Origin of the sequence: Nonomuraea turcica (assembly GCF_030718205.1) — a bacterium.
In the GTDB taxonomy this organism is placed as follows: Bacteria; Actinomycetota; Actinomycetes; order Streptosporangiales; family Streptosporangiaceae; genus Nonomuraea.
Genome location: NZ_JAUZQF010000038.1, coordinates 31,056 through 43,762 on the forward strand (window position 1 = coordinate 31,056; position 12,707 = coordinate 43,762).

The 12,707-nt window shown below is 69.7% G+C and carries 10 protein-coding genes; 1 reads left to right on the forward strand and 9 read right to left on the reverse strand.

Going from position 1 to position 12,707, the window contains the following annotated elements; genetic code table 11:
* Window positions 1-134 precede the first annotated feature (134 nt).
* Complete coding sequence (locus Q9G87_RS54120; protein ID WP_305924513.1) at window positions 135-716, forward strand: HD domain-containing protein; 582 nt, start codon at window positions 135-137, stop codon at window positions 714-716.
* A 73-nt stretch (window positions 717-789) separates the two neighbouring features.
* On the opposite strand, the gene Q9G87_RS54125 is transcribed toward Q9G87_RS54120, so the two are convergent.
* The 9 genes from Q9G87_RS54125 to Q9G87_RS54165 all read right to left on the reverse strand — a co-directional run bounded on the left by Q9G87_RS54125 (window position 790) and on the right by Q9G87_RS54165 (window position 12,474).
* Window positions 790-1,509, reverse strand: a complete 720-nt coding sequence (locus Q9G87_RS54125; RefSeq protein WP_305924514.1) for a TetR/AcrR family transcriptional regulator — start codon at window positions 1,507-1,509, stop codon at window positions 790-792.
* A 33-nt stretch (window positions 1,510-1,542) separates the two neighbouring features.
* Window positions 1,543-2,757 (reverse strand): FAD-dependent monooxygenase, encoded by a 1,215-nt coding sequence (locus Q9G87_RS54130; protein ID WP_305924515.1) that lies wholly within the window; start codon window positions 2,755-2,757, stop codon window positions 1,543-1,545.
* A 135-nt stretch (window positions 2,758-2,892) separates the two neighbouring features.
* Window positions 2,893-3,843: a CU044_5270 family protein gene (locus Q9G87_RS54135; protein WP_305924516.1), complete on the reverse strand. Its 951-nt coding sequence runs from the start codon at window positions 3,841-3,843 to the stop codon at window positions 2,893-2,895.
* Entirely contained in the window at window positions 3,836-4,435 is a 600-nt protein-coding gene (locus tag Q9G87_RS54140) for an RNA polymerase sigma factor (protein ID WP_371825979.1), read from the reverse strand. The genes Q9G87_RS54135 and Q9G87_RS54140 overlap by 8 nt, the downstream gene beginning before the upstream one ends.
* 94 nt (window positions 4,436-4,529) lie before the next feature.
* The gene (locus Q9G87_RS54145) at window positions 4,530-5,588 is read right to left on the reverse strand and encodes a protein kinase family protein (RefSeq protein ID WP_305924517.1); all 1,059 of its coding nucleotides are present in this window, start codon (window positions 5,586-5,588) and stop codon (window positions 4,530-4,532) included.
* A gap of 123 nt (window positions 5,589-5,711) precedes the next feature.
* Window positions 5,712-7,196, reverse strand: a complete 1,485-nt coding sequence (locus Q9G87_RS54150; protein WP_305924518.1) for an MFS transporter — start codon at window positions 7,194-7,196, stop codon at window positions 5,712-5,714.
* A 277-nt stretch (window positions 7,197-7,473) separates the two neighbouring features.
* Window positions 7,474-8,433, reverse strand: coding sequence for an EamA family transporter (locus Q9G87_RS54155; protein ID WP_305924519.1), 960 nt, complete (start codon window positions 8,431-8,433; stop codon window positions 7,474-7,476).
* Between the two features lie 63 nt (window positions 8,434-8,496).
* The gene (locus Q9G87_RS54160) at window positions 8,497-9,879 is read right to left on the reverse strand and encodes a serine/threonine protein kinase (RefSeq protein ID WP_305924520.1); all 1,383 of its coding nucleotides are present in this window, start codon (window positions 9,877-9,879) and stop codon (window positions 8,497-8,499) included.
* Window positions 9,880-9,972: 93 nt separating this feature from the next.
* Window positions 9,973-12,474 (reverse strand): polysaccharide lyase family 8 super-sandwich domain-containing protein, encoded by a 2,502-nt coding sequence (locus Q9G87_RS54165; protein ID WP_305924521.1) that lies wholly within the window; start codon window positions 12,472-12,474, stop codon window positions 9,973-9,975.
* Window positions 12,475-12,707 lie beyond the last annotated feature (233 nt).

Sequence of the window (12,707 nt, forward strand, 5' to 3'; positions counted from 1 at the left end):
CACGCACATGTCACATCCGGACTTGTCCGGCACTGAGGCGATGGCCGGATCTGACATATCTAGGTCCTTGCAGACATTCGTCATCCGGGCCAACGATGGTGTTCGTCCGCTTCCTGTGACACATGGAGCATCCGATGATCCCCTCGATTCCCTCTTCGCTCACGGCCCAGGCGGCCGCGAACCTCGCCGCCGAGGCCGCTCCCGCCTACCTGCTCAACCACAGCTACCGCACGTACCTCTTCGGCCGGTGCATCGTCGCCGAGCCTGAGGTCGACGAGGAGGTGGCCTTCGTCGCGGCGATGATCCACGATCTCGGTCTCACCGACGCCTACCAGGGCGAGAGCGATTTCGCGCGCTCCGGGGCCGACCTCGCGTGCCGCTTCCTTGACTCGCGCGGATGGGATCTGGACCGCATCCACCTGGTCGAAGAGGCGATCCTGCGGCACACCAACCTCGTCGCCGAGGAGGTGCCCGTGTACCGGCTGATCCAAGCGGGAGCCGCCGTGGACGTCGCCGGACTCGGCTACGAAGAGCTCGTGCCGGACGATCTCGCCGGCATCTTGAAGGCCTACCCGCGTCTCGACTTCGTCTCGAGCATGCGTACCCGCTTCCTCGAGGAGGCCCGCCGGCACCCGGAGGGGGCCTTCGCCCATCTCGAACGAGTCGTCACGCTCTCCGATCGATTCGGCACCAACCCGATCGACGGACCAGCGTGACGAGAGGCCTGTCAAGAAGGCCCGTGCCGAGCACAATCGCCAAGTAGACCTCGTGGCCGGATGCTGTGATCGCTTATTGTGTGGCGACTTGGCTGCGGTTGATGAGGTCCAGCATGGCCTCCTGGATCTCGCGCAGGGCGACGAGGGTCTCCTCGGCGGCTGCGGCGATCGCCGGCTCGCTGGGGGCGACGGGGGGTTCGAGTAGCTGGGCCACGGTGTCGGCGAGGACCTGGTCAGGGTCGTTGACGCCGAGGGGCGCGGTGGCCGGGTCGGACAGGGCGGCGCCGAAGCCGGTGAGCACGGCGTGCACGGTGTAGGTCAGGTCGGGCAGGGGACGGTCGTGGCGGATCAGGCCGTGGCGGTGCAGGATCGGCAGGCCCGTTTCGCACAGGGCGCTGGGTGTGGTGCGGGCGAACAGCTCACGGTCGCCGACCTGCTGGGTGAGCAGCCGCAGCAGGTCGGTGTCGCCGCTTTGCGCGCGGCCTGCCAGGGGGAGGCGCTGCCCGGTGCGAATCAGCAGCGGGGCCAGGCGGTGCGGCAGCACGGTGGCGGGGTCGGCGGTGATGCGGGTGGTGATCTCATCCATGAAGGTGAGCAGTTCGCGGGCGAACAGTCCGAGGATGAGGTCCTCCTTGGCGGGCCAGTAAAGGTAGACGGTGCCCTTGCCGACCCCCGCCGCGCGGGCGATCTCGCTGACGGTGACCTTGCGCACGCCGTGGTCCAGCACCAGCTCGCGTGCGCTGTCCAGGATGCGGGCGGCTTTGCGCGAGTGGCGCTCGATCAGCTGGCTCACCTGGGCTGTCCTCTTCTTTCGTGCTGGGGTCGGTCACACGGCGGCGACGTCGAAGGTTTTGTTCTTCATGTCCGCGCCGTTCATCATCCTGCCCATGGTCCTTCCGATGACCGGTGCGTGCATGAGGCGGAGCATTGCGCTGCGCATGATCCGCTCCTTGCGATCGTGGGGCGTGAAGAGCCTACGCATGATCAGCGCGCTGTCCTGCTCGGTCTGGATGAACGGCCGCATCCGGGCCTCCCAGGACCGTAGCGCGCCGGGCAGGTCGCCAGGGTGGCGCTGCAGCATGGTCCCCAGCAGCTCGCCGCCGGCCATGCCGCTGGAGGCGCCCATGCCCGCGTACAGGGTGACGCACCAGGCGGCGTCGCCGACCAGGACGACCCGGCCGCGGTGCCAGCGCGGCATCTTGACCTGGTGCACGGAGTCGAACAGATGGTCCGGCGCCTGCTCGAATGCCGTGAACAGGTTCTCCAGCAGCACTCCCGAGGGCTGCGGGCCGAAGGCGGCGCGGATGGACTCGATCGGCGGGCGGGTGAACTCGGCGTCGATGTCGTCGGTGCGGTAGGAGAACAGCAGGCCCGGAGTGTGGTCGGAGAAGGGAAAGATCCATGCCGAGCGTCCCGACTCGGCCAGGACCAGGCCCTGATCCTGGCGGAAGCCCTCGATCGGCTTGTCCAGGACGGTGGCGCCGATCATGTAGTTCAGCGGATGCAGATGATCCTCGGGTCCGAAGGCCAGCCTGCGTACGGTGGAGCGCATCCCGTCGGCGCCCACCACCAGATCGAAGCGCTCGGTGACAGTGGCGCCGGAGGCGGTGTCGTGCAGGGTGACCTCGGCTGCGGAGTCGTCCTGGGTGATGTGGGTGGGCACGGTGGAGTAGCGGATCTCCACATCGCCCGGGAGCGCGGAGAACAGTGCCTGCTCGATGTCGCCGCGCAGCACCAGCCGGGGTTTGCCGGGAAGGTTGGCCGGGCTCATGCCGGGACTGCGGCGCCCGGCCCGGTTCACCTCGAAGGCGGCGAGCTGCGGGCTGCTGCGGTCGGGGATCGCCTCCAGCACGCCCAGCCGCCGCGCGGAGGCGATGCCGGTGCCGAACAGCATGATGAAGTAGCCGCTTGAGCGGCGTGCGGCTGCTCGCTCCACCAGCACCGGCTCCCAGCCGACCTGCCGTAGCCGTAGCGCGGTGGCGATGCCCGCGATCCCAAGCCCTACCACCAGCGCACGGCCATGCCCGACTGCGTCCTTCATGACGGCTCCCTCCCTGTCGTGTCGCAACCACTCTATCCAACGAACTGACCGAATTGGTTCAATTGGTCAGTAGCCCGCGAGGCCTGGGATGGTGGAGCTGGGCAGGAGCCGCGGCCGGCCCGCGACCAAAGATCGCTAGCGGACGTCGCCGGGTTTGTCCACGATGCCGGACTCAAGCCACACATCGGCGTAGACGGCACCCTTCCTGAACACCACCTCCCCCTTGAACAGCTCGTCGCCCAGCCAGATCGACTGGTCCGCCATGACCCGGTAGGTGCGAGGATCGAGAATGAGGTAACGGCGTTGCACCTCCTCGCCGATGGTGGAACGGAACAGGCCGAGCCCAGTACGTCCGGTCGCGTCCGTGACGCCCTGCTCGATCTCCACCCCCGGGATCTTCGCCATCGCGCGGAAGATGGCCGCCTCGAGTTCGGGCGGCATGACGGCCTGCTGCTTCAGGTACAGCGAGAGGATGCGGTAGGCCCGCGTGTCCGGATCCTCGACAGACTTGGGCACTCCCTCCTCCTTGGGGTAGTCGACCCAGTGCCGATCACCTTGGACGTGGGCGAGCAGTTTGTCCGGGTCGGTCGGGAGCTTGAGCAGCTTCTGCCGATATTGCTGAGGTGAGAGATCGTCATCCCCCGGATCGGGCGGAACATCCTGCACCCGGAAGTTCCCCTCGGCATCCCGCCCGGCGGTCTGCTTGCCGTCGTAGCGCAGCCAGCTCTCGTACGTCGCGGTCCGGCCGTCGGCAGGCTGCAGGTTGAGGATCTTGGTGTACTGCCACTGATCGGGTCTGGGCTCCGGCGCGTCGGCACGCTTCTCGACGGTCTTCGCCGCCTTCTCCAGTACGGTCTTCGAGTTCAGCAGGACCGTCTCCACGGCGGGAAGGGTCCGTACCGCCGGTGGCCTCTCAGCCATCGAGACGGCGACCACCACGACCGCCACGGCCGCGACCAGCACGGACGGCATGATCACGAACCTTCGCCTGCGTCGCATCACCCGGCGGCGGAGCCTGCGCAGCCGTACGGCGTCCGGCTCCGGCGCGTCGGCACGCATCTCACCGAGGATCGTCAGGTCATCCACGCTCTGTCTCCTCCTCATCCGTGACAACGGCGGACGGATCGACGCCACCCAGCGCCGCGCGCGTCTTCCTCCTGGCGCGATGCAGCCGCGAGCGGACCGTGCCGATGGGTATGCCGAGGGCGAGCGCCACTTCCTCGTAGCTCAGATCCGCCCAGGCGATCAGCAAGAGGACCTCGCGGTCTTCCGGCGACAACACCGCGAGCGCCCCCGCGAGATCGCGCTGTGCCGCCGACGCCGAAACGCGGGCCTCGACCCGGTCGGCGTAGCTCTCCGCCACCTCGTCGACTCCGGTCCTCGCCAAAGCGAGGTAGAAGCGCGTTTCCGTACGGCGGTGCTTGCCGATCACGTTGGCCGCGATGCCGTACAGCCAAGGACGGGCGTCGGGATGGCTGACGTCGTAGCGGTCCCGGCGCTTGAAAGCGGCCAGGAACGTCTCCGCCACGACATCATCGGCCAGCGAGTCGCCCAGCCGCCGCGTCACATAGCGGTGCAGGGCGGCCGCGTGCCGGTCGAATAACGCCGCGAAGACGGCGGGGTCACGCCTGGACCGCTGGATCAGCGTCGCATCCTCCAGGCTCACATCGGCGATCAAGCCTGTGCTCCGTTCCTCGGTGTCGTATCCCCTTTCACCCGAAGCCGGGATTCGAGTTCTCGGCCAGGCTCCACACCATCGGGCTCGGATCAGATCACCTGTCCGACAACCGGCGGGCCTCATCGGCCCACGCGGCGAGGAACATCATGGCGGTGCCGCGTTCCCGGAAGTGACGTGCCGCGTCGACGGACGCCTGGCCACCGTACGCCCGGGGCTGCCGGTCGACGCGCTGCAGCATCCATGGCACCAGCCAGTCGTACTTGACCGCCGAGGCGCAGACGGCGAGCCGGACCTGGCGCTCGTCTCCACGCCAGCCGGCCTCGCGCAGCCCGCGGAGGTAGCCGCCGAACACGGCCGCGTCCAGGTCAGGCAGCCGCGCAGCCGGCAGGTAGAGGTCGAAGACGCTGTCGGGAACGTAATTGCCGATGTCCTCGCCCAGCGCGCCGTCGCCGGTGAACGCCCAGTCGAGGAGCACGCTCTGGCCGTCCGCGTCGATCGCGTTACTGGGCCACAAGTCGAGGTGGCACAGTGCGCGAGGCAGCGACTCCATGACCGTCAGGAACCACTCCCGGTCGCGGTGCAGTCGCAGCAACTCGGCGCGCAGGCTGGGCGGGAAGTTCTCGCGGATCAGGGGATGCCGCCAAGCGTCGTCGTCCTCCAGCAGTTCGTACGGCACGCGCTTGGAGTCGATGTAGTCCCGCAGGAACGACCGGCTCGTCCAGGGCCGATCCACGGGCCCGGCGCTGCCCTGGGCCATGCCCACCTGGTAGCCGAGAAGGCCGTGTCGATCAATCTCCCATGACGTGGCCGGTTGTCCGGTCACGTCCTCGAGCCACAGCGCCAGGTCGCCGTCCTCCCGTTCGATCAGCTTCAGTAGCCGGGGGGCGCGCACGCCGGTGCCGGACCACAGCGCCGGAAGGTCGTCAGCGTAGACATCGGCTTCCCTGCGCCAATAGTTCCAGTGCAGCGGGTCTGACGAGGATTTCCACCCGTCGTGAGCGTTCTTCCGCCTGGTCAGCACCTTGAGGATGGCCGAGCGGTCCTGCGTTTGAACCCGCCATATCCCTGCGGTCACGCCGTTCATCGCATTGTGCGTCAACGATTCCACTGTGGCGTCAGAGGCGCCGAGCACCTGAGCGATCTCTTCTCTCACGCCGCGACCCTAGCCCGCGGTGGCGCAACGGCGGCTGGAGGCCCAACAACAAGATCGCCGACGCGGGGATGAAGCCCGGTCGGCGATCTTGGATGCGGGTGGTTATGGGTTGCCGGATGGTGTTCAGTGGCCGGCGGCGACGAGGGGCTGATCGGTTTCCGCGGCAGTTTCCGCGGCAGGGGCGGGCTTGCGACCGCGCAGCAGGAGCAGGGCGAGGACGGCGGCGCCGAGCACGCCTGCGGCAGCGCCGACGAAGGTGGCCGACATCGCCGCGTTGTACGCCTCCCGGGCGGCCGCGGCCAGGGCCGGGTCGGTCACGGCGACGGCGACGGAGAGGCGCGCCGCCTCGAGTGCATCGGCGGGCATGGCCGCGGTGTAGCTGCTGGTGGCGATGCTGCCCAGGAGGGCCACGCCGAGGGCGGCGCCGGCCTGCTGAATGGTGTCGTTGAGTGCGGAGCCGACGCCGGCCTGCTCGGCGGGGATGGCTCCCATGAGCGCGGCGATCGCGGTGGGCATGGCCAGGCCGCCGCCGGCGCCGAGGACGAACTGGGCGATGGCCAGCATCACGAAGCTGTCGGACGAGACGGCCAGGACGCCGAACCCGGCCGCCATCACCACCATGCCGAGAACGGCGGTGGCGCGGTTGCCGAGCTTGGCGCCGAGTCCAGCGCCGATGCCGTTGAAGAGCAGGGAGGCGATGGCCATCGGGATGAACGCCAGCCCGGCCTCGGTGGGCGTGTAGCCGAGCACGAACTGCAGGTACTGGGTGAGCACCAGCAGCAGACCGCCGTTGCCGACCTGGACCAGGGTGAGGGAGAGGCTGCCGCCGGCGAAGTCACGGTCCCGGAAGAGCTTGAGCGGGACCATCGGGTGCGCCGTGCGCAGCTCCCAGATCAGGAACGCGGCCAGCGCGACGACCGCGATGATCAGCGGGGTCCAGGAGATGCCGTGGGCGAGTTCGTTGATCGTCCACACCAGCGCGGACATGCCGATCATCGACAGGATCGCGCCCAGCGGGTCGGGCTTGGCCCAGGGGCCCTTGGACTCGGGCATCAGCACCAGGGCGGCGAGGATGGCCAGCGCCGCGATCGGCACGTTGATCCAGAAGACCGACTCCCAGCCGAACGAGGCGATCAGCGCGCCACCCAGCACCGGGCCGCCGACCAGGCCGAGCATGGCGACCGCACCCCAGCCGGCCATCGCCTTGCGCCGCTCGCCCTCGTCGGTGAAGACGGTGATGAGGATCGACAGCGTGCTGGGCATCACCAGCGCGCCGCCGACGCCCATCGCCACCCGGGCCGCGATCAGCAGGCCGGCACTGGTGGCCATGGTCGCCGCCAGGGACGCGGCCCCGAACAGCAGCAAACCGATGATCATCACTCGGCGGCGGCCGTACCGGTCGGACAGCGACCCGGCGGTCAGCAGCAGGCCGGCGAAGACCAGCATGTAGGACTCCAGGATCCACTGGATGTCCTGCGCGCTCGCGCCCAGGTCGGCCGCCAGCGGGGGCACCGCGACCGTCAGCGCCATGTTGTCGACGACCAGCACCAGCGTGCTGAGGCACAACACGATGAGGATCAGCCAGCGGCGAGGGTGTCTCGCGTCCATGGGGGCAACTCCTTGTGAACGTCGTTCTTGCGATGCGAACACTGTACTCGGAGATGAATGGCGTACGCAAGAGTGGATGGTGTTGGCCCGTCAGGATCTCGTGCACGTCGCCGCGGACATCCAAAACGGCGATGCAGGCGTCATTCAGAATGAAGCCGTGTGAAAGCACGAAGACCCCGGCAACGGTGAAGTTGCCGGGGTCTTCGAGATGACGGATGGGCCCGCAGGTCAGCCAGGGGCCGCAGCGGCGGCTCCGCCAAGCCGGCCAACTCCGTGATCACCGGCGATCTTGGCGGGGGCCGTCCGGGAGCGTTTTCGGGCCGGCCAGTTGCACCAGCACCGCGCCAGTGAGCAACATCACCGCCCCGGCCAGCTGCGCCAGGCCGAGCGCCTGGCCGAGCAGCAGCCAGGCCAGCACGGCGGCGACCAGCGGCTCCACCAACGCCAGTACGCTGGCCGGCGCAGAAGGCAGATCACGCAGCGCCCACAGCCCGGCCAGGTAGGGCAGCACGGTGCCGACCACGGCCAGCACCAGCAGCACTAACCACACCGGGGCCTGCAGGCCGCCGAGTGCCGAGGGGGCGGTGAGCAGGCCGGCGGGCAGCGTCCACGGCGGGCTGACCGCGACCGCCACCACCGCACCGACCGCCAGCCCGGCCGCGGTCAGCCCGAACGAGTCGTGCCTGCTCGCGCCGTGCTCGCCGAGCAGGAAGTATCCGGCTGAGCAGATCGCCGCGGCCAGCCCGGCGGCGACGCCGAGCAGGTCGAGCCGGGCGTCCTGCCAGATCTCCGCGACCAGGGCCAATCCGGCCACGGCCAGCCCGATGCCCAGCCACACCAGCCCGGGCAGCCGGGTGCGCCGGACCAACCGCACCCACAGTGCGACCAGCGCGGGCGCCAGGTTGACCAGCACCATCGCCACCCCGACCGGAACCCTGGCCACGGCCAGGAAGAAGAACAGCTGCACCCCGGCGACGCCGAGCAAGCCGTAGCTGAGGAGCAGCCACAGGTCGGCGCGGCGGAACCGCAGAGCTTGCGGCCGCAGCACCGCGACCACCGGCGCCAGCAGTACCGCGGCCAGCGAGATCCGCACCGAGGTCACCGCGGCCGGGGACCAGCCCGCCGTCATCACCGCCTTGGCCAGGGGGCCGGAACTCGCGAACAGCACCCACGAGGTCAGGCTCAGCGCGGTCGCCCAGGCCCGGCCCGGCGCCCGCGCGGTCTCCAGTACGGCCACGCCTGCAGTGTTCCTGCGGGATCACCATCCTGACCAATGATTTTCCGGAGGCCGGACTCCACGTCACGACCGCTCGACCGTGAAGGTGCTGCAGCCTCCGCCCACGATGGTCCCCTTGATGGCAGAGGGGCGGTCCTCGGTGAGGGTCGCGCGGAGGTCGACCATGACGTACTTGCCCGGCCGGTCGATCCAGCGCTCGCCGTTCAGCTCCAAGGCCCGCTCGGTCAGCCGGCCCCTCATGGCGAAGGAACCGGACGGTACGCCGGGATTGCTCGGGTCGGCCTCGAAGGCGAAAACGGCCTCGATCTCGCCCGGCGACGTCTCTTTGATGGTGAGCTCCAGCGCGGTCTTGCCTTGGTTGCACACGTAGCTGCCGGTCCACCGGCCGGCCACCGAGGCGCGCTCGGGTGCCGGAGTCGTGACGACGGCGCCGGGGGTGGCGACCGCGACCGGGTCCTGTTGCGGCCACTTGACCAGGAACACCGCAGCGGCGACGATCGCCACCAGCAAGATCACGATTCCGGCGGTCAGCCCGATCACCAGGCCGGTCGAGCTCTTCGATGAGGTCGGCTGAGTGGGCGGAAAGGGCTGGACGGGTTGAAAGGGCTGAGTGGGCTGGGCGGGCTGTTGGGCGTAGGCGGGCTGTTCGGCGTAAGCGGGCGGCGGCGCGGAGGCCGGCCGGTCCTGCCCGGCTCCGTGCAGGGACGCCAGCACCTCCTGCGCGGTCGGCCGGTATTCAGGTCGCTTGGCCAGGCACCGGTCCAGGATGGGCTGGAGCGGCGGGGGCAGCCGCGACAGGTCCGCCGGGGTGTACAGCACCCGATGGGACACGGCCGGTACGCCGTCCTCACCGAACGCGGGCACCCCGGTCCCGGCGTAGATCATCGTCACGGCCCAGGAGAACAGGTCGGACGCCTGCCCGGCCGGATGACCTGCCACCTGCTCCGGCGACAGGTAGGCCGGCACGACCGCCGGCTCCGGCCACCGCACCATCCCGAAATCGATCACCTTCGGCCCCTCGGGGCCGAGCAGCACGCTGGCGGGCTTGAAGTCCAGGTGGGCGATGCCCGCCCGGTGAATCGCCGCCAGCGCGGCCATCGTGCTGGTCGCCACCCAGTGCAGCTGACCCGCGTCACGTGGGCCTTCCCGGCGGATCCACTCCGCCAGGGATACGCCATGCACGTATTCGCTGACCACGTAGAGCCGGTCACCGTACATCCCGGTCGTCAGCACCCGCGCACTGGTCGGCTCCGTGACCTGCTGCGCCGCGGCCACCGCGCGCTGCGTGTCGGCGTCACCCGCGGGCAGCAGCTTGATCGCCACATGACCGCTCGCCGAGTGGCCCAGGTAGACGACCGACTGGCTCCCTCGGCCCAGCACGCCGACGAGCGCGTACTCGCCAAGCTGCGCGGGATCCGCCTCCGTTAACGCTTGCACCCCGTCCATATGGATTCCGACCATAACGACGTACGCCCCTCGCGTGAAGAGTGCGGCGGCAGGGCTCCCGCCGTACGGTCGGGCACACGCCCCGGGGGCGGTTCAGCGGAGGGTGGCGGTGAAGGTGCGGCCGTGGGCGTGGCGGGTTGTTGCCTGGATCAGGGTGCCGCCCGGCACGCGCCGTACCGTCACCCCCTCGTCGGCCTGGTCGAGGCGGAGGGACGCGCCGTGCAGGACGACCGTGACGCGGTCGCGTTTCATCGTGGGGTCGGACAGGGCGACGACCGTACGGCCGCCGGACGACTGGGTGATGACCGAGGCGGGGCCGTCGATGAGCAGGCGGTCGGCGTGGCGGGGGCCGTCGGTGAAGACGTTGGCGGCGATGATGCCGAGGGTCTTGTGCGCGATGGCCTGGACGTGCCGGTTGTTGGCCAGGACCGTCAGCGGGCCGTTCGCGTAGCCGCGTAGGCGGGTGTCGGTGGCGTTCGGGACCAGGGCGTAGGCGAGGGCGGGTACGTCGCCGGTGGCGGCGTGGGTGATCGAGGCGGTGAAGACGTTCTTGGTCACGCTGGTGTCGGGGTTGGAGGTCCGGACGACTCTGCGGCTGCGGGTCACCGTCTCCAGCCCGGCCGTGACGGGCTGGCGGGTGAGGAAGGCGTAGCCGATGGCGGTGCGGCGGGTGCCGTTCGCGTAGCGGAGCCAGCGCGGCGGCGTGGTGTCGCCTGCCTGCCAGGGCCCGCCGTCCCAGCCTGCGCCGGTGAGCTCGATCGTGTCCCCGGGGGCGGCGATGCGGCTGTCCACGGTGGTCACGGCCTCGCGGCCGCTCTGGCCCGAGATGCCCGCGGCCAGCACCACGATCTCGTCGTCGAGCATGAACCAGGACTTGGTGGCGCGGGCGTTCTGGTAGGCGACGAAGTCGTCGGGCAGGGTGCCCGCCTGCTTGGCGGTGTAGGCGGCGTCGTCCGACTGGACCATGCCGGCCGCGCCGTACGCCCCGAGCGTCGCGCCGCCGGAGAAGGCGTTCCCGGCGCGGGGGAAGTACACGTAGGTGTTCTGGGACTCCGAGGAGGAGGTGAAGTTGAGCGGGTGACCCGGGTTCTCGTACCAGAACCGGCCGTAGAGGTCGGGCACCGTCCGTCGTTCCTCCACGGGCGCGGTGATCCCGGCCAGCCGGTACGGCGAGACGGTCGTGTAGTAGTCGACGCCGAACACCTCGCGCTGGTCCTCCCCGGCGAGGTAGAGGTAGTAGGCGCCGTCGCCCTGGAACCAGGGCATGAGGTTCTCGCCGTTCATGTACTCGTACTTGCTGATGCGGTCCGAGCTCCGTGCCAGGGCAAAGGCGTAGCCGGGGCGCCGGTGGACGGTTCGGTCCATGGCGTTGTACGCCAGGCAGCGCTCGGGCGGGTTCAGGTCGGCGGGCTGGATCGCGGAGTCGGTGCGGATGGCCGCATAACGGGCGATGCTGACCGGGGAGACGAAGGCCGCCGGGTCGGCGGCCGGCAGGAACTTGACGTACTTCCTCAGGGCGAGGGCTGCCCCGTCCTCGACGTGGTCGGCCAGGTCGGCGATGGCCTCCACGATCACTCCGACGTCGGCGTAGCCGGTGGTGGTGCGGGAGACCGCCCGCCCCTTGACGATCTCCATCATCCAGCCCTCGAAGATGAGCGGGGCGAAGCCGTCGGTGATCCAGCGGTGCACGACGCCGGGCAGGTCGTCGGAGGCGCCACCGCCCGTCGCGCCCTCGAGCGTCTTGAGGGTCTGCACGACGCGGGTCAGCAGGGCGCGGCCGTAGGAGCCGGTGTAGGCGACCGAATGGTGCTGGATGAAGGAGCCGTCGCGGTAGTAGCCGTCGGTGACGCCGTGCTGGAGGTTGTACGGGTCGATCGTGGCGAACACGGTGGCCTGGTCGGTGATGGCCTTGCCGACGCGGGCGTCGTCGCCGGTGAGCGCGCCCTGGAGGATCCGGTTGCCGGTGATGTCGGCCAGGTTCGCCCCGGTGTGGAAGCGTGAGTCGAGGTTGACGTCGCCGTCCTTGCCGTTGCGCAGGTAGGCGTCCATCGAGGTGATGTACGTCGCCACCAGGTCGGGGCGTTCCTCCCGCACCCGTTCGGCCAGCAGGGCCAGCGTCCTGCTCACGTGGGCGGGGATGGCGATCTCCCAGTTGTGCCAGTTGCCGTAGTAGCCCTTCGACTGGTCGCCGAAGTAGCGCTCGTGCAACCACTGCAGGCCGTCGACGACCCGCCGCTGGGCAGTGGTGTCGTCGTTGAGCTCACCGCCCGGGCTGCGGGTCGCCAGCGCGATCTCGTACAGATATTGGTACGCCAGTCGCAGGTTGACGTCGTCGGTGCCGAGCTTCAGGCCGGCGAACAGCTCGCCGTCGCCCGCCTGGTCCATGGCGGTCAGCCGCTGCCTGGCGGTCCTGGCGATCGCCGCGAGCTTGCCGGCGACCTCGGGGCGGGCATTGACGTCCGGGGTTCCCGCGAAGATCGCCACGGTGTTGGCGAGCAGCCGCACGTGGTCGATCCCGGCCGCGGCGCGGGAGGGAGAGGCTACGGCGAGCAGGCCGGCGGCGGGGAGCAGGGAGAGAACCTGGCGACGAGACATGTGCGGCACGACGGGCTCCAGGCCGTTGCGAGGGTGGGCCGGGCTTACCCTACATGATCTACTTTTGCCGGCCCAGGCTTTGCAGGGCGGCAGTGCGGTTGCCTGCCGGGGGCGCGGCGGCGAAAAACGAGCGGCGTCGGGCGGATCGGGAAAGATAACCTTCCCTGCGTGAGTTCTCCCGGATCAGCGCGCACCGATCATCCCAGGCCGGACCGCCCCGCACCGTGCGGGCC

Coding starts and splice junctions, on each gene's coding strand:
- Q9G87_RS54120 (WP_305924513.1), top strand. CDS start 135: ATGATCCCCTCGATTCCCTCTTCGCTCACGGCCCAGGCGGCCGCGAAC.
- Q9G87_RS54150 (WP_305924518.1), bottom strand. CDS start 7,196: ATGGACGCGAGACACCCTCGCCGCTGGCTGATCCTCATCGTGTTGTGC.
- Q9G87_RS54160 (WP_305924520.1), bottom strand. CDS start 9,879: ATGGACGGGGTGCAAGCGTTAACGGAGGCGGATCCCGCGCAGCTTGGC.
- Q9G87_RS54165 (WP_305924521.1), bottom strand. CDS start 12,474: ATGTCTCGTCGCCAGGTTCTCTCCCTGCTCCCCGCCGCCGGCCTGCTC.
- Q9G87_RS54130 (WP_305924515.1), bottom strand. CDS start 2,757: ATGAAGGACGCAGTCGGGCATGGCCGTGCGCTGGTGGTAGGGCTTGGG.